Annotated in this window: 21 protein-coding genes; 10 read left to right on the top strand and 11 right to left on the bottom strand. The window is 66.5% G+C overall.

What is annotated here, in order from left to right; all coding sequences use genetic code 11:
- Positions 1-182: 182 nt before the first annotated feature.
- From MMB92_RS06430 to MMB92_RS06420, 3 genes are all read right to left on the bottom strand, one after another.
- Positions 183-683, bottom strand: a complete 501-nt coding sequence (locus tag MMB92_RS06430) for a DUF192 domain-containing protein (RefSeq protein WP_006490889.1) — start codon at positions 681-683, stop codon at positions 183-185.
- Between the two features lie 160 nt (positions 684-843).
- Positions 844-1059: a hypothetical protein gene (locus MMB92_RS06425; protein WP_011352970.1), complete on the bottom strand. Its 216-nt coding sequence runs from the start codon at positions 1057-1059 to the stop codon at positions 844-846.
- Between the two features lie 281 nt (positions 1060-1340).
- Positions 1341-1919 (bottom strand): pseudouridine synthase, encoded by a 579-nt coding sequence (locus tag MMB92_RS06420; protein ID WP_006490892.1) that lies wholly within the window; start codon positions 1917-1919, stop codon positions 1341-1343.
- Positions 1920-2196: 277 nt separating this feature from the next.
- On the opposite strand from MMB92_RS06420, the gene icd reads away from it, so the two are divergent.
- Together icd and MMB92_RS06410 are read left to right on the top strand one after the other, a co-directional pair.
- Positions 2197-3453 carry an NADP-dependent isocitrate dehydrogenase gene (icd, locus tag MMB92_RS06415; RefSeq protein ID WP_006478026.1) on the top strand — a complete coding sequence of 419 codons (1257 nt, stop codon included), beginning with the start codon at positions 2197-2199 and terminating at the stop codon, positions 3451-3453.
- 282 nt (positions 3454-3735) lie between these two features.
- Positions 3736-5964, top strand: coding sequence for an NADP-dependent isocitrate dehydrogenase (locus MMB92_RS06410; protein ID WP_048984425.1), 2229 nt, complete (start codon positions 3736-3738; stop codon positions 5962-5964).
- A 123-nt stretch (positions 5965-6087) separates the two neighbouring features.
- Here MMB92_RS06410 and MMB92_RS06405 read toward each other — a convergent pair whose 3' ends face one another.
- A complete protein-coding gene (locus MMB92_RS06405) occupies positions 6088-6312 on the bottom strand; it encodes a hypothetical protein (RefSeq protein WP_006490888.1) in 225 nt (74 codons plus the stop codon).
- 587 nt (positions 6313-6899) lie between these two features.
- Between MMB92_RS06405 and MMB92_RS06400 the strand changes: the two genes are divergently transcribed.
- The gene (locus MMB92_RS06400) at positions 6900-8498 is read left to right on the top strand and encodes a multicopper oxidase family protein (protein WP_277562603.1); all 1599 of its coding nucleotides are present in this window, start codon (positions 6900-6902) and stop codon (positions 8496-8498) included.
- Between the two features lie 181 nt (positions 8499-8679).
- Here MMB92_RS06400 and MMB92_RS06395 read toward each other — a convergent pair whose 3' ends face one another.
- Both MMB92_RS06395 and MMB92_RS06390 read right to left on the bottom strand, forming a co-directional pair.
- On the bottom strand, positions 8680-8883 hold the full coding sequence (locus MMB92_RS06395; RefSeq protein ID WP_006488945.1) for a cold-shock protein: 204 nt from the start codon (positions 8881-8883) through the stop codon (positions 8680-8682).
- Between the two features lie 88 nt (positions 8884-8971).
- The gene (locus MMB92_RS06390; protein WP_153260047.1) at positions 8972-9139 is read right to left on the bottom strand and encodes a hypothetical protein; all 168 of its coding nucleotides are present in this window, start codon (positions 9137-9139) and stop codon (positions 8972-8974) included.
- Positions 9140-9428: 289 nt separating this feature from the next.
- Here MMB92_RS06390 and clpS point away from each other — a divergent pair, with 289 nt between their 5' ends.
- The 4 genes from clpS (at position 9429) to MMB92_RS06370 (ending at position 14428) form a co-directional block, all read left to right on the top strand.
- Entirely contained in the window at positions 9429-9743 is a 315-nt protein-coding gene (gene clpS / locus MMB92_RS06385) for an ATP-dependent Clp protease adapter ClpS (protein ID WP_006398529.1), read from the top strand.
- Complete coding sequence (clpA, locus tag MMB92_RS06380) at positions 9740-12040, top strand: ATP-dependent Clp protease ATP-binding subunit ClpA (RefSeq protein WP_006496143.1); 2301 nt, start codon at positions 9740-9742, stop codon at positions 12038-12040. Before clpS ends, clpA begins: the two co-directional genes overlap by 4 nt.
- Positions 12041-12143: 103 nt before the next feature.
- Positions 12144-13523: an amino acid permease gene (locus tag MMB92_RS06375; RefSeq protein ID WP_006488957.1), complete on the top strand. Its 1380-nt coding sequence runs from the start codon at positions 12144-12146 to the stop codon at positions 13521-13523.
- A 134-nt stretch (positions 13524-13657) separates the two neighbouring features.
- Entirely contained in the window at positions 13658-14428 is a 771-nt protein-coding gene (locus tag MMB92_RS06370; protein WP_006496142.1) for a membrane protein, read from the top strand.
- 60 nt (positions 14429-14488) lie between these two features.
- Here the strand turns inward: MMB92_RS06370 and dut are convergent, their stop codons facing one another.
- The 5 genes from dut to MMB92_RS06345 all read right to left on the bottom strand — a co-directional run bounded on the left by dut (position 14489) and on the right by MMB92_RS06345 (position 20707).
- On the bottom strand, positions 14489-14935 hold the full coding sequence (gene dut, locus MMB92_RS06365; protein ID WP_006488961.1) for a dUTP diphosphatase: 447 nt from the start codon (positions 14933-14935) through the stop codon (positions 14489-14491).
- Positions 14936-14990: 55 nt separating this feature from the next.
- Complete coding sequence (gene coaBC / locus MMB92_RS06360; RefSeq protein WP_006488958.1) at positions 14991-16202, bottom strand: bifunctional phosphopantothenoylcysteine decarboxylase/phosphopantothenate--cysteine ligase CoaBC; 1212 nt, start codon at positions 16200-16202, stop codon at positions 14991-14993.
- A 67-nt stretch (positions 16203-16269) separates the two neighbouring features.
- A complete protein-coding gene (gene lspA / locus MMB92_RS06355) occupies positions 16270-16770 on the bottom strand; it encodes a signal peptidase II (protein WP_006488949.1) in 501 nt (166 codons plus the stop codon).
- A gap of 2 nt (positions 16771-16772) precedes the next feature.
- Positions 16773-19610 (bottom strand): isoleucine--tRNA ligase, encoded by a 2838-nt coding sequence (gene ileS, locus MMB92_RS06350; RefSeq protein WP_277562602.1) that lies wholly within the window; start codon positions 19608-19610, stop codon positions 16773-16775.
- A 104-nt stretch (positions 19611-19714) separates the two neighbouring features.
- Positions 19715-20707 (bottom strand): bifunctional riboflavin kinase/FAD synthetase, encoded by a 993-nt coding sequence (locus MMB92_RS06345; RefSeq protein ID WP_006488971.1) that lies wholly within the window; start codon positions 20705-20707, stop codon positions 19715-19717.
- 123 nt (positions 20708-20830) lie between these two features.
- Here MMB92_RS06345 and purN point away from each other — a divergent pair, with 123 nt between their 5' ends.
- The 3 genes from purN to MMB92_RS06330 are packed head-to-tail and all read left to right on the top strand — an operon-like array spanning position 20831 to position 24156.
- Complete coding sequence (gene purN / locus MMB92_RS06340; RefSeq protein ID WP_006496140.1) at positions 20831-21493, top strand: phosphoribosylglycinamide formyltransferase; 663 nt, start codon at positions 20831-20833, stop codon at positions 21491-21493.
- Positions 21490-22755: an RsmB/NOP family class I SAM-dependent RNA methyltransferase gene (locus tag MMB92_RS06335; RefSeq protein ID WP_006488956.1), complete on the top strand. Its 1266-nt coding sequence runs from the start codon at positions 21490-21492 to the stop codon at positions 22753-22755. Before purN ends, MMB92_RS06335 begins: the two co-directional genes overlap by 4 nt.
- 18 nt (positions 22756-22773) lie before the next feature.
- The gene (locus tag MMB92_RS06330) at positions 22774-24156 is read left to right on the top strand and encodes a mechanosensitive ion channel domain-containing protein (protein ID WP_006488952.1); all 1383 of its coding nucleotides are present in this window, start codon (positions 22774-22776) and stop codon (positions 24154-24156) included.
- The last annotated feature ends 67 nt before the right edge of the window (positions 24157-24223 follow it).

Genomic DNA, 24223 nt, shown 5'->3' with positions numbered 1-24223 from the left:
GCTGGAACTAGCGAGATTTAAAGGATAGCGCTTGTCCGTGGCTTTTGCAGATGCGGGCAGCGGGTGCCGAATCAAGGCGGGCGCCGCCGGCGGGCGAAAAAAAACCGGCGCCCGACGACAAATGACGGGCGGCCGGCTTTCGGTCGGTGCGCGGCGCGGTGCCGCCGCGCGCGCCGGGGCGGTTACTGGGCCCGCGGCAGGCCGTCGAGCTTCATGCCGGGCTTGATGCCCTTCGCGGCGAACCAGCCCTTGCTCATTTCGAGCGCATAGACGCCGTTGTTGCGCGGGCAGTGGTTGTCGGTGGTTTCCGCGCGCATCTCGTCGATGTCGGTGATCGTGCCGTCGGCGCGGATGAACGCGATCGACAGCGGAATCAGCGTGTTCTTCATCCAGAAGCAGTGCACGGCGTTCTCGTTGAAGACGAACAGCATGCCTTCGTTCGGCGCGAGCTGCGAACGGTACATCAGCCCCTGTTCGCGGTCGGCGTCGTTCGCGGCGACGGCCGCGTCGATCACGTACATGCCGGCGCGCAGCTTCACGCGCGGGAACTCGCTCGGCTGCTTGGCGCCGGGCGGCACTTGCGCGCCGGCGGCCTGCATGCCGAGCGCGAGGACGGCGAGCGCGGCGGGAAACACGGCGGCACGCGCAAGGCGGCCGAGCGACGGGCGCAGGGAGAAGTGCACAGCATGGCTCCTGTCTGGAAAACAAGACCCGCATGGTACGCGATGCGCGCCGGCGGGCACAAAAAAGAAAAAGGCAGATCGCCTTGCGGTGATCTGCCTTTCAACGCCGTAAGAACGGCAAGACTGCGTGTTCTTGACTGCGTTATTACAGCTTGCTTACTTAGTTCGAAGCAGCTGCCGGTGCTGCTGCGTCGCTTGCTGCAGCCTTCTTCGATGCCTTGTGGTGCTTCTTGGCAGCGTGGTGCTTCTTGGCAGCGTGCTTGGCCGGTGCCGAAGCAGCTTCTGCTGCTGCCGGAGCAGCTTCCGGAGCCGAAGCTTGTGCGAAAGCAGCCGTTGCGAAGAGGCCAGCGACCAGAGCGGCGATCAGTTTGTTCATGTTGTGTTCCTCAGCTTTAGTTAATTAACCAAATGACCCGGCAATAGGAGTCATGTCGTCTAACGGTGCCATCCACCTTTCGGTTGACAGACGCTTCGAGAAATTTCTCTTTGCGCTGCGGGCGCCGAATCGTATTCGAATAAAACGTCGCTTTCGTGACGCAAACACGGGTTCGGCTGCCAATGCCGGATAGCTAAGGTTGGCATCTGCGTGGTTTAACGCACGATCTCCGCAGGCGGTTGACGAAAAAGATGACGAAAAATTCGCGCGTCCCGGATGCGTCATCCGGCGGGCGCGAAACCGTCCCATGGCGCGCGCGGCGGCAGGGCAATTGTTTCGCCTGGCGCAATGCCGAGCGCGAATATATCGAGTGCGCCGATGCCGACGCGCACGAGGCGCAACGTCGGAAACCCGACGGCTGCCGTCATCCGGCGCACCTGCCGGTTCTTGCCCTCGGTGATCGCCAGCTCGATCCACGTGGTCGGAATCGCGGCGCGGTAGCGGATCGGCGGGTTGCGCGGCCACAGCGTGTCGGGCGGCTCGATGAATTCGGCGCGGCACGGGCGCGTCACGTAGTCGCCGAGGTCGACGCCGCGGGCGAGCGCCTTCAGGTCGGCCGGCCCCGGTGCGCCGTCGACCTGCGCCCAGTAGCGCTTCACCAGTTTGTGGCGCGGCTCCGCGATGCGCGCCTGCAGCGCGCCGTCGTCGGTGAGCAGCAGCAGCCCCTCGCTGTCCGCGTCGAGCCGGCCGGCTGCGTACACGCCGGGCGTTTTGACCCAGTCGCCGAGCGAGGGCCGCGTCTCGTGCGCGGAAAACTGGCAAATCGTGCCGAACGGCTTGTTGAGGGCGATGAGGTTCATGGCAGGGCGCCCGCCCGGCGCACCGCGGGAGGCGGGAGCGGGCGGTCTATGGCAAATGGCGGAATCTTAATGCATAATACGGAACGGCAAGTCCTCTGTCTTATATAAGACATAAGTGAGGTCTTGATACGCAGTGCCGCGGTTCACGCCGAAGTGCCCGGTTGGGGCGCTAGAATAGCGGCTCGCTGTTGCCGTCACGGGGTGGCCATGCCGCGCCCCCGCCGCGCGCGCAGCTTCGACCAGCATCACCTGCTCAGCCACGTCACTGGAGTCGATCATGCCGTATCAGCACATCAAGGTTCCGGAGGGCGGTGACAAGATCACCGTCAACAAGGACTTCTCGCTCAACGTTTCCGATCAGCCGATCATTCCCTATATCGAAGGCGACGGTACGGGCTTCGATATCACGCCGGTCATGATCAAGGTCGTCGACGCGGCGGTCGCGCACGCGTACAAGGGCAAGCGCAAGATCCACTGGATGGAGATCTTCGCGGGCGAGAAGGCGACCAAGGTGTACGGTCCGGACGTGTGGCTGCCGGACGAAACGCTGCAGGTCCTGAAGGAATACGTGGTGTCGATCAAGGGGCCGCTCACGACCCCGGTCGGCGGTGGCATCCGTTCGCTGAACGTCGCGCTGCGCCAGGAGCTCGATCTCTACGTGTGCCTGCGGCCCGTCCAGTACTTCAAGGGCGTGCCGTCGCCGGTGCGCGAGCCGCAGAAGATCGACATGGTGATCTTCCGCGAGAACTCGGAAGACATCTACGCGGGCATCGAATGGGCCGCGGGCTCCGAGCAGGCGAAGAAGGTGATCAAGTTCCTGCAGGACGAGATGGGCGTGAAGAAGATCCGTTTCCCGGAAACCTCCGGGATCGGCGTGAAGCCCGTGTCGACGGAAGGCACCGAGCGGCTCGTGCGCAAGGCGATCCAGTACGCGATCGACAACGATCGCAAGTCGGTCACGCTGGTGCACAAGGGCAACATCATGAAGTTCACGGAAGGCCTGTTCCGTGACGCCGGCTACGCGCTCGCGCAGAAGGAATTCGGCGGCGAGCTGATCGATGGCGGCCCGTGGATGCGCGTGAAGAACCCGAAGACGGGTAACGAGATCGTGATCAAGGATTCGATCGCCGACGCGTTCCTGCAGCAGATCCTGCTGCGCCCGGCCGAATACGACGTGATCGCGACGCTGAACCTGAACGGTGACTACATCTCCGACGCGCTGGCCGCGCAGGTCGGCGGCATCGGGATCGCGCCGGGCGCGAACCTGTCGGATTCGGTCGCGATGTTCGAGGCGACGCACGGCACGGCGCCGAAGTACGCGGGCAAGGATTACGTGAACCCGGGTTCCGAGATCCTGTCGGCGGAAATGATGCTGCGCCACCTCGGCTGGACGGAAGCAGCCGACACGATCATCGCCGCGATGGAGAAGTCGATCCTGCAGAAGCGCGTCACGTACGACTTCGCGCGCCTGATGGAAGGCGCGACGCAGGTGTCGTGCTCCGGCTTCGGCGAAGTGCTGATCGAGAACATGTAAGACCCCTTCCGGGGTGGGCCGGCACGTTGCCGGCCGCCTCGGCGCTGACTGCCGGCGCCGGAGCGTTTCGTGGATGGCAGGTTTGTTGGCAGGGCGGTCCGGCATGCGGGCCGCGGCGCCGCGGTGCGGCCCGCAAGCCCTGCAAGGTAGAACATGACGGCCCTCGCAACACCTCCGCCGGGCTGAGCCGGCGCACCCCTTTCGCGATCGACCCGGTCGCTCCCCGCCGGTTACCGCCGGCGCTCTTCAGTCCCACCATTACGTAGCAATGCTTTGACCACCATGTCCACTTCGCCCAAGATCATCTACACCCTCACCGACGAAGCGCCGGCGCTCGCGACCTATTCGCTGCTGCCGATCGTCAAGGCCTTCACGCGTTCGTCCGGCGTCGCCGTCGAAACGCGCGACATCTCGCTCGCCGGCCGCATCATCGCGGCATTCGCAGACGTCCTGCCGTCGGAGCAGAAGGGTTCCGACGATCTGGCCGAGCTGGGCCAGCTCACGCTGAAGCCGGAAGCGAACATCATCAAGCTGCCGAACATCAGCGCATCGGTGCCGCAGCTGAAGGCCGCGATCGCCGAACTGCAGGCGCAGGGCTACGCGCTGCCGGCCTATCCGGAAGATCCGTCGACGGACGAAGAGAAGGCCGTCAAGGCGCGCTACGACAAGATCAAGGGCAGCGCGGTGAACCCGGTGCTGCGCGAAGGCAACTCCGACCGCCGCGCGCCGCTGTCGGTCAAGAACTACGCACGCAAGCATCCGCACAAGATGGGCGCGTGGAAGTCCACGTCGAAGGCCCACGTCGCGCACATGAGCGAAGGCGACTTCTACGGCAGCGAGAAGTCGGCGCTGATCGCCGAGGCCGGCAGCGTGAAGATCGAACTCACGACGACCGACGGCGCGAAGAAGGTGCTGAAGGAAAAGACGGCCGTGAAGGCCGGTGAAGTGATCGACGCATCGGTGATGAGCCGCAACGCGCTGCGCAGCTTCATCGAAGCGCAGATCGCCGATGCGAAGGCGCAGGACGTGCTGTTCTCGGTGCACCTGAAGGCGACCATGATGAAGGTCTCGGACCCGATCCTGTTCGGTCACTTCGTGTCGGTGTTCTACCGCGACGCGCTCACGAAGCACGCGGACGTGCTGGCGAAGGCCGGCTTCAATCCGAACAACGGGATCGGCGACCTGTACGCGCGCCTGAAGGACCTGCCGGCCGACACGCGCGAAGCGATCGAGGCCGACGTCAAGGCCGAGTACGCGGTGCGCCCGCGCCTCGCGATGGTCAACTCGGACAAGGGCATCACGAACCTGCACGTGCCGAGCGACGTGATCGTCGATGCATCGATGCCGGCGATGATCCGCGATTCGGGCGGCATGTGGGGCCCGGACGGTCAACTGTACGACGCGAAGGCCGTGATTCCGGACCGCTGCTACGCGGGCGTGTACCAGGCCGTGATCGAGGACTGCAAGCAGCACGGCGCGTTCGATCCGGTCACGATGGGCAGCGTGCCGAACGTCGGCCTGATGGCGCAGGCGGCCGAAGAATACGGTTCGCACGACAAGACGTTCCAGATCCCGGCGGACGGCGTCGTGCGCGTCACCGACGAAGCCGGCAACGTGCTGCTCGAGCACGCGGTCGAGGCGGGCGACATCTGGCGCATGTGCCAGACGAAGGACGCACCGGTGCAGGACTGGGTCAAGCTCGCGGTCAACCGCGCCCGCGCGACCGGCGCCCCGGCCGTGTTCTGGCTCGATCCGGCGCGCGCGCACGATGCGCAGATCATCGCGAAGGTCGAACGCTACCTGAAGGATCACGACACGAACGGCCTCGACATCCGGATCATGACGCCGGTCGACGCCACGCGTTTCTCGCTCGAGCGCATCCGCGCGGGCAAGGACACGATCTCGGTCACCGGCAACGTGCTGCGCGATTACCTGACCGACCTGTTCCCGATCATGGAACTCGGCACCAGCGCGAAGATGCTGTCGATCGTGCCGCTGATGGCCGGCGGCGGGATGTTCGAAACGGGGGCGGGCGGCTCCGCGCCGAAGCACGTGCAGCAGTTCGTCGAGGAAGGCTTCCTGCGCTGGGATTCGCTCGGCGAATTCCTCGCGCTGGCCGCGTCGCTCGAGCACCTCGGCAACGCGTACCAGAACCCGAAGGCGCTCGTGCTCGCGAAGACGCTCGACCAGGCAACCGGCAAGTTCCTGGACGAGAACAAGTCGCCGGCGCGCAAGGTCGGCGGCCTCGACAACCGCGGCAGCCACTTCTACCTGTGCCTGTACTGGGCGCAGGCATTGGCCGAGCAGACCGAGGACGCCGCGCTGAAGGCGCAGTTCGAGGGCGTGGCGAAGGCGCTGTCCGACAACGAAGCGCGCATCCTGGAGGAACTGGCGGCCGCGCAGGGCAAGCCGCAGGCGATCGGCGGCTACTACCGTCCGAACGTCGACCTGACGAGCCAGGCCATGCGCCCGAGCGCGACGCTGAACGGCATCGTCGACGCGGTCGCCTGACGCCGGGCGCGCACTCGCGCGAGCCGATGCGCGTGTCGACGCGGTGCGGTCAGCCGTTCGCCGCCCGACATCCAATGAAAACGCCCCGGTCGCCCGGGGCGTTTTTCGTTGCAGGCGTGCCATTCAGACGTGGACGATTTCCCATTCGGCGATTTCGTGCGGCACTTCGAGCGTCGCGGTGTCGAGTTCGGACAGTTGCTCGCAGTCGCCGCGGGAGATGTGGTCGGCCGCCACTTCGGGGCACGAGAATGCGCCGAGCAGGGCGTTGCCGAACGTCGCTTCCCAGCCGCCGTTACCCGGCAGGATGTAGAACGACCCGAGCGCTGAACCAAAGCGAAATCCCTTCATTTCCGTTCTCCCTTTCTGATGACGAGCGATTCTGTTGTGCCGCCTGCCGGCTCGGCCGGCGGTGGCCCGACTGGCTGCCTGCGCCGCGTTCCGTGTCGGACCGTCGTGGCGAAGCGTCAGTGCATGGAACAAAGTCTACGTCCGCGACCCGCCCGGATGGTGCATGTAGAACGGCTTCTCGAAACAAAAATTCTCTTTTAAAAACAAATAATTATTTCGATCGTTTTGTATTGCGGAACGTTTTTCGGCATCGCGAAACGGGAAATTTGTGCCCTGCACCACGAATTTTTATAACGCAGTGACTTGTTCCGCATCGTGAAAAATTAACGGGTTTGCGGATCGTCGATGCAGCGGGTGGAAACGTGGGGGCGGGCGCAACGCGCATGGGACGGCGGACGAGGAGCGACCGCTGGCGAGGCGCCGCTCGGCGATGCCAAGCGTGGCGCCGCATCCGGCACGGTGGCGATGCTCGCTGCGGCGTATCGCCGCCCGCCCGGCGACGGCGTTTTCCGATTCGGCCCTGCGGTTATGATGACGCGACCGCCGCGGCTGTCGCGCGGCGCTGCATGAACAACGAGGATCGATTGATGAGACGGAGAACTTTCCTGTCGCGTGCCGTCGGTGTCGCGGCCGCATCGCTGTTCGCGCGCACCGCGTGGGCGCAGCATGCCGGTCACGCGGGCATGGCCGGCATGGATGCGATGGACGACATGCCGGGCATGTCGGGGATGTCGGCGCACGCGCAGCACGGCCAGCCCGCGCCGGCCGCGCTGGCGGCCGCCGACGCGCTGCCGGCCGGCGCGCCGCTCGCGACGTTGCGCACGCTGGCCAACGAAAGCCGCGAGCCCGGCACGTTCCGGGCCACGCTGGTTGCTCAACCGGTGGCGCGACCGCTGCTGCACGGCGCGCGGCCGACCTTGTTCTGGCAGTTCGGCGCGGGCACGCAAGGCCCCGTCGTCGGCCCGCTGATCGACGTGCGCGAGGGCGATACGGTCGAGATCAGGTTCGTCAACAAGCTGCCGCAGCCGTCGACGATTCACTGGCACGGCTTGCCTGTGCCGCCCGACCAGGACGGCAATCCGTCCGATCCCGTCGCGCCCGGCGGGTCGCGCGTGTATCGCTTCACGCTGCCGAAGGGCAGCGCCGGTACCTATTGGTACCACCCGCATCCGCACATGATGACCGCCGAGCAGGTGTTCCGCGGGCTGGCGGGCCCGTTCGTCGTGCGCGCCGCGGACGATCCGCTTGCCGGCTGGCCCGAGCGCCACTTGTTCGTGTCGGACCTGAAGCTTGCACGCGACGGCACGATTGCGCCGAACGACATGATGGACTGGATGAACGGCCGTGAAGGCCAGTTCGTGCTGGTCAACGGCGCGCGCCGGCCGCGCATCGACGTCGCGGGTGACGAACGCTGGCGGGTCTGGAACGCGTGCAGCGCGCGCTACCTGCGCATCGCGTTCGACGACGGCCGCGCGTTCGAGCACGTGGGCACCGACGGCGGGTTGTTCGACGCGCCGCGGCGCGTGACGTCGCTGCTGATCGCGCCGGGCGAGCGCGCGGAACTGCTGGTGCGTGCCGGCGACCGCGCGTCGCGCGCGGTGCTGCAGGCGGCCGAGTACGACCGCCGCAAGATGGCGATGTCGCACGACGCCGGCCACGGCAGCCTGCCGCCCGATCCGGCGCTGGCGCTGGCCGATGTCGCGTTCGCGCCCGCCGAGGCCCGCGCGCTGCCTGCCACGTTGCGCGCGGTGGCGCCGCTGGGCGAACCGGTGGCGCACAAGACGGTCGCGTTCGGCGAGGAAATGGACATGGACGCGATGATGAAGGGCGCGGCGCACGGCCGGCCGGCGGGCATGCGCTTCACGATCAACGGCGACACCTACGCGCCGCACCGTGCGACGCTGACGAGCCGGCGCGGCGACGTCGAGCGCTGGGAGATCCGCAATACGACGGACATGGACCATCCGTTCCATCTGCACGGCACGCAGTTCCAGGTGATCGAGCGGGCGTCGGCCGGTTCGCGCACGAGCGAACCGTTCCGCGCGTGGCGCGATACCGTGAACGTGCGCAGCGGTGAAACCGTGTCGATTCTGGTCACCCAAGACATGCCCGGCGAGCGCATGTTTCACTGCCACATTCTCGAACACGAGGATCTCGGGATGATGGGGACGCTGAAGGTCGTGTAACGAAGCCGCGAAACTGTTTCACGTGCGGATTCGATATCCGATCTGCATGCGTGACAAGACAATGTGTGTTCAATTATCGGGATTGAACGAAAAGGCCGGCCAATCGATTATCGATTGGCCGGCCACAAAAAAAGAAACCCGGCGCAAATGCGCCGGGTTTCTTCGTCAGATATCCGATGCCTTATACGGCCTGGATGTTCGACGCTTGCTTGCCCTTCGGCCCTTGGACGACGTCAAAGCTCACCTTCTGGCCTTCCTTCAGCGTCTTGAAGCCATTCATGGTGATAGCCGAGAAGTGCGCAAACAGATCCTCACCGCCCTCATCGGGAGTGATGAAACCGAAGCCCTTCGCGTCGTTGAACCACTTAACGATACCAGTTGCCATTTCCTACTTCCCCTGTCACACAGTCGCTGCTACTTACCACGAGCACGCTCGAAAAGCTAAACGACCGGAAAATGCAGCCGTTCCCCCCTCACAAGCTCACCTCGGCCTCTTTCGTTTCGCCAACCGGCAAATTGAAAAAAGTGCCAGCTTGATTGTTGGCGCTCTTTATTGGAGTGTCAAGTGGAATTTTTAGACGTTTAGAGGGTCGTTGTAAAGAACCCATTTTCAGGGTTTTTCCGGCTTTGCTTTGCAGCATGCGGCCAAGCGCGGGGGCTTGAAAAGCCGCATAATCGGCTCATATACCAGGCTCGAGTGACACGCGTTCGAGTCGTCCCGGCTTGTGGGATACTGGATGCGGACACGACGTTCCGGTGCGATTCCCCCTGACGGTTCGTGTTCCGCGCCATGCGTGAAAGCCGGCACCGCAGCCGGCTTTCGTATGGCGCGAAGACGAGCGCGTGTTCCGGGATACCGGGGAGGGCGCCGGCCGGTCGGTCGGGTAATGGCAGGATTGCGGGCCTGTCCGAGTTGTTTAGAATGGGTGTATGGCGATTATCCCGGACAAGCAGGACAGTACCGTCCTGGAACGCAAGCAGCAGAAGCTCAAGCCGCCTTCGATGTACAAGGTGGTGCTGCTCAACGACGACTTCACGCCGATGGAGTTCGTCGTGATGGTGGTCCAGGAGTATTTCAAGAAGGATCGCGAGACGGCCACGCAGATCATGCTGAAGGTCCATCGCGAAGGGCGAGGGGTTTGTGGGGTCTATACGCGGGACATCGCGTCGACCAAGGTTGAGCAAGTCGTTACCCATGCGCGGCAGGCAGGGCATCCGCTGCAGTGCGTGATGGAGGAAGCATGATTGCCCAGGAATTGGAAGTCAGCCTGCACATGGCGTTCATGGAAGCACGCCAGGCGCGCCATGAGTTCATTACGGTCGAGCATCTGCTGCTGGCCCTGCTGGATAATCCGACGGCAGCCGAGGTGTTGCGCGCGTGCGCGGCCAACATCGAGGACCTGCGTCAGAACCTGCGCAATTTCATCCACGACAACACACCTACCGTTCCGGGCACCGACGATGTCGATACCCAGCCGACGCTCGGTTTCCAGCGTGTGATCCAGCGCGCGATCATGCACGTCCAGTCGACGTCGAACGGCAAGAAGGAAGTCACCGGCGCGAACGTGCTGGTCGCGATCTTCGGCGAGAAGGATTCGCACGCCGTGTACTACCTGCAGCAGCAGGGCGTCACGCGCCTCGACGTGGTGAACTTCATTTCGCACGGCATCGCGAAGACGAACAACGGCGAAGCCGCGAAGTCGACCGACGCGAACGCGGAAAGCGAAGACGCGAATGCGCAGAAGGAAACGCCGCTCGCGCAGTTCACGCAGAACCTGAACCAGATGGCGAAGGACGGCCGCATCGATCCGCTGATCGGTCGCGAGCCCGAGGTCGAGCGCGTCGTGCAGGTGCTGTGCCGTCGCCGCAAGAACAACCCGCTGCTCGTCGGCGAAGCCGGCGTCGGCAAGACCGCGATCGCCGAAGGGCTCGCGTATCGGATCACGCGCGGCGAAGTGCCGGACATCCTCGCGAACGCGCAGGTGTACTCGCTCGACATGGGCGCGCTGCTCGCGGGCACCAAGTATCGCGGCGATTTCGAGCAGCGCCTGAAGACGGTGCTCAAAGAGCTGAAGGAGCGCCCGCACGCGATCCTGTTCATCGACGAAATCCATACGCTGATCGGCGCGGGCGCCGCGTCGGGCGGCACGCTCGATGCGTCGAACCTGCTGAAGCCGGCGTTGTCGTCGGGCACGCTCAAGTGCATCGGCGCGACGACGTTCACCGAATATCGCGGCATCTTCGAAAAGGATGCGGCGCTGTCGCGGCGCTTCCAGAAGGTCGACGTGACGGAGCCGAGCGTCGAGCAGACGGTCGCGATCCTGCGCGGGCTGAAGTCGCGCTTCGAGGAGCATCACGGCGTCAAGTATTCGTCGGGCGCCCTGTCGGCCGCGGCCGAGCTGTCGGCACGCTTCATCACCGACCGTCACCTGCCGGACAAGGCGATCGACGTGATCGACGAGGCGGGCGCCGCGCAGCGCATCCTGCCGAAGTCGAAGCAGAAGAAGACGATCGGCAAGAGCGAGATCGAGGAAATCATCTCGAAGATCGCGCGCGTGCCGGCGCAAAGCGTGTCGCAGGACGATCGCAGCAAGCTGCAGACGCTCGACCGCGACCTGAAGAGCGTCGTGTTCGGCCAGGATCCGGCGATCGACGCGCTCGCGGCCTCGATCAAGATGGCGCGTGCGGGCCTCGGCAAGATGGACAAGCCGATCGGCGCGTTCCTGTTCTCCGGCCCGACGGGCGTCGGCAAGACCGAAGTGGCGCGCCAGCTCGCGTTCACGCTCGGCATCGAGCTGATCCGCTTCGACATGTCGGAATACATGGAGCGTCACGCGGTGAGCCGGTTGATCGGCGCGCCGCCGGGCTACGTCGGGTTCGACCAGGGCGGCCTGCTGACCGAAGCCGTCACGAAGAAGCCGCATTGCGTGCTGCTGCTCGACGAAATCGAGAAGGCGCATCCGGACATCTTCAACGTGCTGCTGCAGGTGATGGACCACGGCACGCTGACGGACAACAACGGCCGCAAGGCGGATTTCCGCAACGTCATCATCATCATGACGACGAACGCGGGCGCCGAGTCGATGCAGAAGGCGACGATCGGTTTCACGACGCGCCGCGAAACGGGCGACGAGATGACCGACATCAAGCGCCTGTTCACGCCGGAGTTCCGCAACCGCCTGGATGCGATCATCAGCTTCCGCTCGCTCGATGAGGAGATCATCATGCGCGTGGTCGACAAGTTCCTGATCCAGCTCGAGGAACAGCTGCACGAGAAGAAGGTCGACGCGCTCTTCACCGACGCGTTGCGCAAGCATCTCGCGAAGCACGGCTTCGACCCGCTGATGGGCGCGCGGCCGATGCAGCGGCTGATCCAGGACACGATCCGACGTGCGCTGGCCGACGAACTGCTGTTCGGCAAGCTCCTCAACGGCGGCCACGTGACGGTCGACGTCGACGAAAGCGACAAGGTGCAGTTGTCGTTCGACAAGCTGGCGAATCCGCCGCACAAGCCGAACGAAGAGACGGTCGAAGTCGAGTAAGCGATAATTCGTTGTTCATGCGAACGGCGCGGGAAGGTCTCCGCGCCGTTTCGTTTTATCCGGCGCCGGCGGCGCGATGGTGGTGCAGGGGAGTGGTAACGCAGTGACACAACAACAACGGTCGTTCGACGCTATCGTCGCGCGCGAACAAGGGTTGCGCCACGCGCTGACGTCGGGGCAGATGGCGATGATCGCGATCGGCGGCGCGATCGGCACGGGGCTGTTCCTCGGCAGCGGGTTCGCGATCGGGCTCGCCGGCCCGAGCGTGCTGGTTTCCTATGCGATCGGCGCGCTGATCGCGCTGCTGCTGATGGGCGCGCTCGCGGAAATGACCGTCGCGCATCCGACGGCCGGCTCGTTCGGCGCGTATGCCGAGCATTACGTCGGCCCGCTCGCGGGCTTCCTGGTGCGCTATGCGTACTGGTTCGCGGTCGTGTTCGCGATCGGCACCGAGATCAGCGCGATCGCCGTGTTCATGAAGTACTGGTTCCCGGCGGTGCCCGGCTGGTACTGGGTGATCGGCTTCTCCGCGCTGCTGATCGCGGTGAACCTCGCGAGCGTCACGCTGTACGGCACGGTCGAATACGCGTTCTCGCTGCTGAAGATCGCGGCGATCGTCGTGTTCATCGTGCTCGGCGCCTATCTCGTGTGGGCGGCGCCGGCCGCGTCGGGCATCGGTTTCGCGAACTACACCGCGCACGGCGGCTTCATGCCGAAGGGACCGTGGGGCACCTGGGTCGCGGTGATCGTCGCGATCTTCAGCTACATGAGCATCGAAGCCGTCGCGATCGCGGCCGGCGAGGCGCGCGATCCGCAGCACGCGGTCACGCGCGCATTCCGCTCGACCGTGTTCCGGCTCGTGCTGTTCTACCTGCTGACGCTGTCGCTGATGCTCGCGATCGTCCCGTGGACGCAGGCCGGTACCGACGAAAGCCCGTTCGTGAAGGTGATGGCCGCGACGCACGTGCCGTATGCGGCCGGCGTGATCAATTTCGTGCTGCTGATCGCGGCGCTGTCGGCGATGAACAGCCAGCTCTACGTGACGACGCGGATGATGTTCAGCCTGTCGCGCGCGCGCCTCGCGCCCGCGGTGTTCGGCCGGCTCGGCGCGAACGGCGTGCCGCGCGCGGCGCTGTGGATCTCGACGAGCGGCGTCGCGGTGGCGGCCGTGCTGGTCGCGGTGGCGCCCGACACCGCGTTCACCGTGATGATGGCGATCGCGATGTTCGGCGCGCTGTTCACGTGGCTGATGATCTTCGTCACGCACTTGCGGTTCCGCTCGCAGTATCGCGGCCCCGCACTCGCATTCCGGATGTGGGGGCACCCGTTCGGCAGCCTGCTCGGCGCGGGGCTCGTCGCGGCGATCCTGCTGACGACCGCCTTCACGCGCGAATTCCGGATGACGATGGTGGTCGGCGTCGTGTTCGTCGTGCTACTGACGCTCGCCTACGCACTGCATTACCGGCACCAGCACGCGCGCTGACCGCGCCGGTGCGGCCGCCCACGCGGTTCTCCAGTCGCTAAGGTTCCGTTAAGCGAGCGGCGACTACATTCGATCCTGTCTGCAATGCGTGCCGGTCCGCACCGGCACGCCGCTTCCTGCAAAAAGGGGTTCGAATGAACAAACTTCCCGAAATCACGCTCGCGTTCTGGATCATGAAGATCTGTGCGACGACGCTCGGCGAGACCGGCGGCGATCTGCTGTCGATGACGCTGAACGTCGGCTACGCGGTCAGCTCGATCCTGCTGTTCGGTTTCTTTCTCGTGACGCTGGGCGCCCAGCTCAGGACGACGCGCTATCGCCCGGCGATCTACTGGGCCGTGATCGTCGCGACGAGCACGGCCGGCACGACGATGTCCGACTTCATGGATCGCACGCTCGGCCTCGGCTATGCGGCCGGCTCGTCGATCCTCGTCGCGATCCTGCTGGCGATCTTCGCGGTCTGGCGCGTCAGCGGCGAATCGCTGTCGGTCGACCTGATCCGTACACGCAAGGTCGAGCTGCTCTACTGGATCGCGATCCTGTTCTCGAACACGCTCGGTACCGCGCTCGGCGACTTCCTCGCGGACAGCTCGGGGCTCGGCTTCGGCGGCGGCGCATTGCTGATCGGCGGCCTGCTCGCGGCGATCGTGCTCGCGCACTACTTCACGCGCCTCTCCGGCGTGCTGCTGTTCTGGGCCGCGTTCGTGCTCACGCGGCCGTTCGGCGCGACGGTCGGCGACCTGCTGACGAAGCCGGTCGCGAAGGGCGGCCTCGCGCTCGGCACGGTCGGCTCGTCGGTGGTGCTGTCGGGCGTGCTGGTCGCGATGGTCGCCTATGCGAGCATCACGCAGGCGCGGCGTCGCGAACCGGTGCCCGCGCGGATCGCGCAACCAGCCGGCAAGTGACGGGTGCGCGCCAAAGAAAAGGGGCCGCGAGGCCCCTTTTTCGTGCTGCGTGGCTCAGGTTCAGTGGCGGCCGGTGCTGCCGAAGCCGCCTTCGCCGCGATCGCTCTCGGTGAATTCGTCGACGATATTGAACTGCGCCTGCACGACCGGCACGATCACGAGCTGCGCGAGGCGTTCGAACGGGTTCAGCACGAACTCGGTCTGACCGCGGTTCCATGTCGAGACCATCAACTGGCCCTGGTAGTCGGAGTCGATCAGGCCGACGAGGTTGCCGAGCACGATCCCGTGCTTGTGGCCGAGGCCCGAGCGCGGCAGGATCAGCGCCGCATAGCCGGGGTCCGCAAGGTGGATCGCGAGGCCCGTCGGCACGAGCGTGGTCTCGCCCGGCTGCAGCGTGACCGGTGCGTCGAGGCACGCGCGCAGGTCGAGGCCCGCGCTGCCGGTGGTCGCGTAGGCGGGCAGGTAGTCGCGCATGCGCGCGTCGAGGATCTTTAGGTCGAGTTTCATGCGGTCGTCGAATCGGTCGGGAAGGGCGCAGCGGCACGCACCGCCGCGCGGGTGATCAGATCAGGCGGTTGTCGGGCAGGCGCTTCGCGATTTCCGCGACGAGCGCATGCGCGAGTTCGTCTTTGGGCGCGCGGGGCAGGCGCGTGAGGCCGGCGGCCTCGAACAGCACGACTTCGTTGTCGTCGCGGCCGAACGTCAGCGGGCCGAGGTTGCCGACGAGCAGCGGCACGTTCTTGCGCTTGCGTTTCTCGTCGCCGTGCACGTCGAGGTCGCCGCTTTCGGCCGCGAAGCCGACGCAGAACGGCGCATCGGGCAGCGCCGCGACCGACGCGAGGATGTCGGGATTCTCGACGAACGCGAGCGCCGGCATCTTGCGGTCGGCCGTCTTCTTCATCTTGTGCTCGGCCGGCTGGTCGACGCGCCAGTCGGCGACCGCGGCCACCGCGATGAAGATGTCGGCATCGGCGACCGCATGCATCACCGCGTCGTACATCTGCTGCGCGGTCTGCACGTCCTGGCGGTACACGCCCCACGGCGTGTCGAGCGCGACCGGCCCGGCGACCAGATGGACGTCGGCGCCGGCCTGTTGCGCGGCGCGCGCGAGCGCGAAACCCATCTTGCCGCTGGAGCGGTTCGTCAGGCCGCGCACCGGATCGAGCGGTTCGAACGTCGGGCCGGCCGTGATCAGCACGCGCCGGTGCGCGAGCACCTTCGGCGCGAAGTGCGCGACGATCGCCTCATAGATCGCCTCGGGCTCGAGCATGCGGCCGTCGCCGACTTCGCCGCACGCCTGCGCGCCCGAATCCGGGCCGAGCACCGACACGCCGTCCGCGCGCAGTTGCGCGGCGTTGCGTTGCGTGGCCGGGTTCTGCCACATCTGGCGGTTCATCGCGGGGACGACCAGCAGCGGACAGTCGCGCGCGACGCACAGCGTCGACAGCAGATCGTCCGCGAACCCGTGCGCGAGCTTCGCGAGGAAATCCGTCGACGCGGGCGCGATCACGATCGCGTCGGCTTCGCGCGACAGGTCGATGTGCGCCATGTTGTTGTCGATGCGCGCGTCCCACTGGCTCGTATAGACGGGCCGGCCCGACAGCGCCTGCATCGTGACGGGCGTGATGAACTGGGTGGCGGCGTCGGTCATCGCGACCTGCACGGTCGCGCCGGCCTTCACGAGCAGCCGCGTGAGCTCGGCGATCTTGTAGCAGGCGATGCCGCCCGTCAGGCCGAGAACGAGGTGTTTTCCTGCGAGTTCTGCGTGTGCCAACTCAGGCCTCCTGGGGTCAAACGGAACGGCCGGCGCGAAGCCGGCCGTCGACACGGAGTATGCGCGCTCAGCGCGAACCGCGCACGCGCCGCAGCTCGTCGTAGATCAGCAGCACCGCGCCGATCGTGATCGCGGAATCGGCAAGGTTGAACGCCGGGAAGTGCCACGCGCCGAGATGGAAATCGAGGAAGTCGATCACGTGACCGTAGACCAGCCGGTCGATCACGTTGCCGAGCGCGCCGCCGAGGATCAGCGCGAGCGACACGCTGAACAGCCGCTGGTGGCCGTGGCGCTTCAGCAGGAAGCAGATCACGAGCGTCGCGCCGACGCCGAGCGCGGTGAACGCCCAGCGCTGCCAGCCGCTCGCGGTCGACAGGAAGCCGAACGCGGCGCCGCGGTTGTACACCAGCACGAGGTTGAAGAACGACGTCAGCGCATGCTGCGCGCCGTACGCGAACGTTTTCAGGATCGCGATCTTCGACAGCTGGTCGAACAGGATCACGATCAGCGAAATGCCGAGCCAGGGCGCGAGCGCGCCGCTGGCCGGTTTCGACAGGGTCTTCGCCATATTTACGCAGCGCTCCGGATTTCGCCGTTTTCAAACAGGTTCGAGAAGCAGCGGCCGCACAGCGTCGGATGCTCGGCGTGCGCGCCGACATCTTCGCGGTAGTGCCAGCAGCGCTCGCACTTCTGGTACTTCGACGCGGCCACGTCGACGCTTTCCTGCGCTTCGTCGTCGACCTTGACGACCGTCGCGGCCGACGTGATCAGCACGAACTTCAGGTCGTCGCCGAGGCTCGTCAGCGCGTCGTAGCGCGCGCCGCTCGCATGGACGGTGACTTCGGCCTGCAGCGACGAACCGATGCGGTTCGCGGTGCGCGCTTCCTCGAGCGCCTTCGTCACGTTGCCGCGCACGTCGCGCAGCAGCGCCCACTTGTCGATCAGCGCGGCCGAGCCGGCGACTTCCGGATACGCATAGTAGGTTTCCGTGAAGATCGTGTCGCTCGCCAGCTGGAACACCTTCCACGCTTCTTCCGCCGTGAACGACAGGAACGGCGCGAGCACGCGCAGCAAGCCGTGCGTCAGGTGGTACAGCGCGGTCTGCGCGGAGCGGCGCGCGCGCGAATCGGCGGCGCTCGTGTACAGGCGATCCTTCAGCACGTCGAGGTAGAAGCCGCCGAGGTCTTCCGAGCAGTACGTCTGCAGCTTCGCGACGACCGGGTGGAATTCGTACTTCTCGTAGTGGCCGAGCAGTTCCGTCTGCAGTTGCTGCGAGAACGCGACCGCATAGCGGTCGATCTCGAGCCATTCGTCGACCGGCACCGCGTGCTGCGCGAAGTCGAAGTCCGACAGGTTCGCGAGCAGGAAGCGCAGCGTGTTGCGGATGCGGCGATAGCCTTCGGTCACGCGCTTCAGGATTTCCTCGGAAATCGCGAGCTCGCCCGAGTAGTCGGTCGACGCGATCCACAGGCGGATGATTTCCGCGCCGAGGCGGTTCGCGACTTCATGCGGGTCGATGCCGTTGCCGAGCGACTTGCTCATCTTGCGGCCTTCGCCGTCGACCGTGAAGCCGTGCGTGAGCAGGCCCTTGTACGGCGCGCGGCCATCGATCATCGAGGCCGTCAGCAGCGACGAGTGGAACCAGCCGCGATGCTGGTCCGAGCCTTCGAGGTACAAGTCGGCCGGGAACTGCAGCTGATCCTTGTGCGAGCCGCGCAGCACGTGCCAGTGCGTCGTGCCCGAGTCGAACCACACGTCGAGTGTGTCGCGGTTCTTTTCGTACAGGTTCGCGTCGTCGCCGATCAGCTCGCGCGGGTCGAGCGATTGCCACGCCTCGATACCCGACTGCTCGACGCGCTTCGCGACTTCCTCGAGCAGCTCGAGCGTGCGCGGGTGCAGCTCGCCGGTTTCCTTGTGCACGAAGAACGCCATCGGCACGCCCCACTGGCGCTGGCGCGACAGCGTCCAGTCCGGACGGTTCGCGATCATGCTGAACAGGCGCTGCTTGCCCCACGACGGGTAGAACGCGGTCGCGTCGACGCCTTCGAGCGCCGTTTCGCGCAGCGTCTTGCCGCCGTCTCGCGGCGTCACGTCCATGCCGGCGAACCATTGCGACGTCGCGCGGTAGATGATCGGCGTCTTGTGGCGCCAGCAGTGCATGTAGCTGTGCGTGTACTTCTCGCTGCGCAGCAGCGAGCCGGCCGCGTTCAGCGCGTCGACGATCTTCGGGTTCGCATCCCAGATCGACAGGCCGCCGAACAGCGGCAGCGATTCGATATAGCGGCCGTCGCCCATCACCGGGTTGATGAAGTCGGAATCGGTCATCCCGTGCGCCTTGCACGACATGAAGTCCTCGATACCGTACGCGGGCGACGAGTGCACGACGCCGGTACCGGTGTCGGTCGTCACGTAGTCGCCGAGGTAGACGGGCGCGGTGCGCTTGTAGCCGGGGTGGGCCGATGCGAGCGGGTGGTGGAAGCGTAGGTTCGCGAGCTTCACGCCGGGTGTGGTCGCGATGATGCGGCCCGTCAGCTTGAAGTCGCTCATGCAGGCTTCGACGCGCTCTTCCGCGATGATCAGCAGCCCGCGCTCGGTGTCGACCAGCGCGTAGACGATTTCCGGATGGAGGTTCAGCGCCTGGTTGGCGGGAATCGTCCACGGCGTGGTGGTCCAGATCACGATGCCGCCGTCGGCGCGCGGCAGCGCCGGCAGGCCGAACGCCTGCGCGGTCTTTTCCGGTTCCGCGAACGCGAACATCACGTCGATCGTCGGATCGGTGCGGTCCTTGTACTCGACTTCCGCTTCCGCGAGCGCCGAGCCGCAGTCGAAGCACCAGTTCACCGGCTTCAGCCCGCGGTACACGTAGCCCTTCTCGATGATCTTGCCGAGCGCGCGGATTTCTTCCGCCTCGTTCACGAAGTTCATCGTCTTGTACGGATTCGCCCAGTCGCCGAGCACGCCGAGGCGCTTGAAGCCGACCTTCTGCTTCTCGATCTGCTCGGTCGCGTATGCGCGCGCCTTGCTCATCACTTCGGCCGCCGGCAGCGACTTGCCGAACTGCTTCTCGATCTGGATCTCGATCGGCATCCCGTGGCAATCCCAGCCCGGCACGTACGGCGCGTCGAAGCCGGCCATGTTGCGCGACTTGACGACGATGTCCTTCAGGATCTTGTTGACCGCATGGCCGAGGTGGATGTCGCCGTTCGCATACGGCGGGCCGTCGTGCAGGATGAACTTCGGCCGGCCCTGGCTGGCCGCGCGGATCTTGTCGTAGATGCCGCGCTCTTCCCACTCCTTGACCCACTGCGGCTCGCGCTTGGGCAGGTCGCCACGCATCGGGAACGGCGTGTCGAGCAGGTTGACCGGATACTTGGCCTGCGGTTTCGAATCGGCTTTCTTGTTGCTCATGATGGGATCGCTATCTCAATCGGGGGACGCTCGGGCGTCGTGAATCGGGGATGCGCGCGAGAGGGCGGCGCGAGGGGGGCGGCGCCCGCGCGCCGCCGTCCGGATCAGCTAATTCGGTCGGTAGCCGACGTCGCGAAGCCCGTCGCGCGGCTGCCCGGCGCACGGTCGCGTTCGATGAAGTACGCGCGCGCATTCGCGACGTCCAGCGCGATCGCGCGCGACAGCGCCTCGAGATCGTCGAACTTCGCCTCGTCGCGCAGCTTCTTCAGGAATTCGACACGGATCAGCTTGCCGTACGCATCGCCGTGCCAGTCGAGCAGGTGAACTTCGAGCAGCACGCGGCCCGAATCGTCGACGGTCGGGCGCAGCCCGAGGCTCGCGACGCCCGGCAGCGGCTCGGGGCCGAGGCCGTGCACCTGCACGACGAAGATGCCCGCGAGCGCCGGCCGCTTGTGCGCGATCGGCAGGTTCAGCGTCGGGAAGCCGAGATCGCGGCCGAGCTTCAGCCCGTGCGCGACGTGGCCGCTGATCGCGTAGCCGTGGCCGAGCGCCTGCGCGGCCGCGTCGAGATCGCCCGCGGCGAGCGCCGCGCGCACGCCGGAGCTGGAAATGCGCGTGCCGTCGCTGCCGGCCACCGTGCCCATCTGCTCGACCTCGAAGCCGTGCTGCTCGCCGGCCGCCTTCAGCGTGTCGAAGGTGCCCGCGCGCTTCGCGCCGTAGCAGAAATCGTCGCCGACCATCATCCAGCGCGTATGCAGCCCGTTCACCAGCGTGCGCTCGACGAACGCCTGCGGCGACTGGCTCGCGAAGGTGTGGTTGAAGTGCTCGACGACGACGCGGTCGACACCGTGATCGCGCAGCGCCTCGAGCTTGTCGCGCAGCATCGCGATGCGCGGCGGCGCGCCAGCCGGATTGAAGAATTCGCGCGGGTGCGGCTCGAACGTCATCACGCACACGGGCAGGCCGCGCGCGTCCGCTGCCGCGCGCACGCGCGCGAGCAGGGCCTGGTGGCCGCGATGGACACCGTCGAAGTTGCCGATCGTCAGCGCGCACGGGGCGCGGCTCTCGGCGTTGGGCAGGCCGCGGAAGACTTTCACGATAGCGGATGCAGCGTCGGGGGAATGGGCGGTGGGATGCCGCAAAGCAGAAGATTATAAACGTTCGGGCGGGCCGGCGGCCGAGAAGGCGGGAAACGCGGGGGCGAATGGTAAAATTCGGGGATGAAAAAACTCGTGATCCTGATTTCCGGTCGCGGCAGCAACATGGAGGCCATCGTCCGCGCGTGCGCGCAGGAACGCTGGCCGGCCGAGATTGCCGCCGTGATCGCCAACCGGCCCGATGCGGCCGGACTGGCTTTTGCCGCGTCGCACGGGGTGGCGACGGCGGTGGTCGACCACCGGTCGTTCGACGGCCGCGACAGCTTCGACGCGGCGCTCGCCGCCGAGATCGACCGCTTCTCGCCCGATCTCGTCGTCCTCGCCGGCTTCATGCGCATCCTCACGCCCGCATTCGTCAGACGATACGAGGGCCGGCTGCTGAACATCCATCCGTCGCTGCTGCCGAGCTTCAAGGGCATCCACACGCACCAGCAGGCGCTCGACGCCGGCGTCGCGCTGCATGGCGCGAGCGTGCATTTCGTGATTCCCGAGCTCGACAGCGGGGCGATCGTCGCGCAGGGCGCGGTGCCCGTGCGCGCCGGCGACGACGCGGCCGCGCTCGCGCAGCGCGTGCTGGCGGTCGAGCACGTGCTGTATCCGCGTGCGGTGCGCTGGTTCGTCGACGGGCGGTTGCGCCTCGAGAACGGCCGCGCAGTGGTGGCGCCCGAAGAGGCGCGCTGGATTTTCGCGGACCAACCGCAAACCGAAACGAGTGAGGGCGTATGAAGCTGCACGGATTCCTGATCGGCCAGACCGAGACTTTGCTGGCCGAGGTGCTGAAGTTCGCCGGCCCCGCCGACGCGACGACGAGCCGGTTCTTCCGCGCGCACCCGAAGCTCGGGCATGCGGAGCGCGGCGTGATCGCCGAGGCCGTGTTCGCGGTGCTGCGCCGGAAGATGGAGTTTTCGCACCTGGCCGAGAGCGGCACCGGCACACCTGCGCGACGCCTCACGCTGCTCGGCCTGATGCAGACGGTCGGCCGCAATGCGCTGAAGCCGTTCCTGTCCGACACCGAGTCCGCGTGGCTCGAGCACGTGTCGAAGATCGATCCGGCGAGCCTGCCGGTGCGCATTCGCACCAACCTGCCCGACTGGATTCACCAGGCGCTGTCGGAGCGTTTCGATGCCGAGGAGCTCGCGCAGCTCGCCGCCGCGCTGAACTACCCGGCGCCGCTCGACCTGCGTGCCAACGCGCAGAAGGCAAGCCGCGACCAGGTGATCGAAGCGCTGCGCGTGAGCGGCATCGATGCGGGCGCGACGCCGTTCGCGCCGTTCGGCGTGCGCGTGGTCGGCAAGCCGGCGCTGACGCGCCTCAAGTTGTTCGAGGAGGGCGCGATCGAGGTCCAGGACGAAGGCAGCCAGCTGCTGTGCTCGCTGGTCGCGCCGCGCCGCGGCGAGATGGTCGTCGATTTCTGCGCGGGCGCGGGCGGCAAGACGCTCGCCCTCGGCGCGATGATGCGCTCGACCGGGCGCCTCTATGCGTTCGACGTGTCGGAGAAGCGTCTCGCGAAGCTGAAGCCGCGCCTCGCGCGCAGCGGGCTGTCGAACGTGAACCCGGTGCTGATCGACAGCGAGCACGACGCGAAGATCAAGCGCCTCGCCGGCAAGATCGACCGCGTGCTGGTCGATGCGCCGTGCAGCGGCCTCGGCACGCTGCGTCGCAATCCGGACCTCAAATGGCGCCAGACGCGCACCGCGATCGACGAACTGACGCCGAAGCAGGCGTCGATCCTCGCGAGCGCCGCGCGGCTCGTGAAGAAGGGCGGCCGGCTCGTCTACGCGACCTGCAGCGTGCTGGATGCCGAGAACGAGCGCATCGTCGAACAGTTCCTGGCCGACCATCCGGACTTCGTGCTGGTGCCGGCGCAGAAGGTGCTGGCCGACCAGCGCATCGAGCTCGAGACGGGCGACTATCTGTCGCTGTGGCCGCACCGTCACGCGACCGACGGCTTCTTCGCCGCGGTGCTCGAGCGCCGCGCGGCGCAGTAACGACCGCCCGGACGGACGATGGAGAACCTGCAGAGCCGCCTGCTGTCGCACCGGCTGGCCTCGGTGATTCGCGATTTCCACCAGCCGGTGATGATCTGGCAGGCGGCGATCCTCGTCGGTGCGCTGTGTTTCGCGTGGGTCGCCGCGCGCTTCGTGCACGGCCGGATCGATGCGCGGCGCCGGGCGGCCGGACGCGCGCCGGGCGCGGGCGCGCAAAGCCTCAAGCGCGCGTTGTTTCCGCTGTTCGGCAGCGTGTTCGTCGGCGGTGCGCAGCTCGCGTTCGACCCGTTCATGTCGACGTCGCTGCTGTCGCTCGCGCTCGTGCCGCTGTTCGGCATCGGGCTGATCTACGTGCTGTTCTTCTTCGCGCGGCGCGTGTTCGCGCGTGACGGCCACACGCACGCATGGCTGTCGATCGTCGAGAAGATCGTGTCGACCGTCGTGTGGGCCGCGATGGTGATGACCGTGCTCGGCATCCAGCGCGACGTGCTCGGCTGGCTCGACAGCGTGCAGTTCCGCGTCGCGACCGCGCACCTCACGCTGCTGTCGGTGATTTCCGGCGCGCTGTGGGTGTGCGTGACGCTGATGGTCGCGATGTGGCTCGGCTCAGTGCTCGAGGATCGCCTGTCGCGCGCGAGCACGCTCGACGCGAACCTGAAGGTCGTGCTGTCGCGGGTCGGCCGCGCGCTGCTCGTGTTCGCGGCGATCCTGATCGGGCTGTCGCTCGTCGGCATCGACGTGACGGTGCTCGGCGTGTTCGGCGGCGCGGTCGGCGTCGGCCTCGGGTTCGGGCTGCAGAAGATCGCCAGCAACTACGTGTCGGGCTTCATCATCCTGCTCGACCGCTCGCTGCGGCTCGGCGATGCGATCAGCGTCGGCGGGCTGCAGGGCGTGGTCACCCAGATCCGCACGCGCTACACGGTCGTGCGCGGCCTCGACGGCAACGAGACGCTGATCCCGAACGAGAAGCTGATCACCGACGTCGTGCAGAACCAGTCGTCGTACCTGACGCGCGGCTATGCGAAGGTGGCGGTGCAGGTGGCGTACACGAGCGACGTCGAGCAGGCGCTCGCGTTGCTCGCCGACGCGGCGAAGGACGTGCCGCGCGTGCTGGCCGAGCCGGCGCCCACCCCGTACCTCGTGAGTTTCGGCGCGGACGGGATCGACCTGGAGCTCGGCTTCTGGATCGAGGATTCGGCGAAGGGCACGTCGGGCGTGCGTTCGAGCGTGAACCGCAACATCTGGCGGCTCTTCAGCGAGCACGGGATTTCGATTCCGTTTCCGCAGCGCGAAGTGCGCGTGGTCGGGTTGCCGGACGGCTTCGCCGCGGCCGGCGTGGCGGCCGGGCACGATTCGGCCGCCGCCAACGGTGCGCTGGACGGGCGCGCGCCGGCCGCGTAGCGGGTGCGGGCGGTCAATCGTACCGATTCCGCGGTCGGAACCGGATCGCGGGCCTTTCCCAGTCCGG

The organism is Burkholderia sp. IO2, from assembly GCF_029522185.1.
Lineage (GTDB): Bacteria > Pseudomonadota > Gammaproteobacteria > Burkholderiales > Burkholderiaceae > Burkholderia > Burkholderia cenocepacia.
This window is presented reverse-complemented; position numbering and strand designations above follow the sequence as displayed.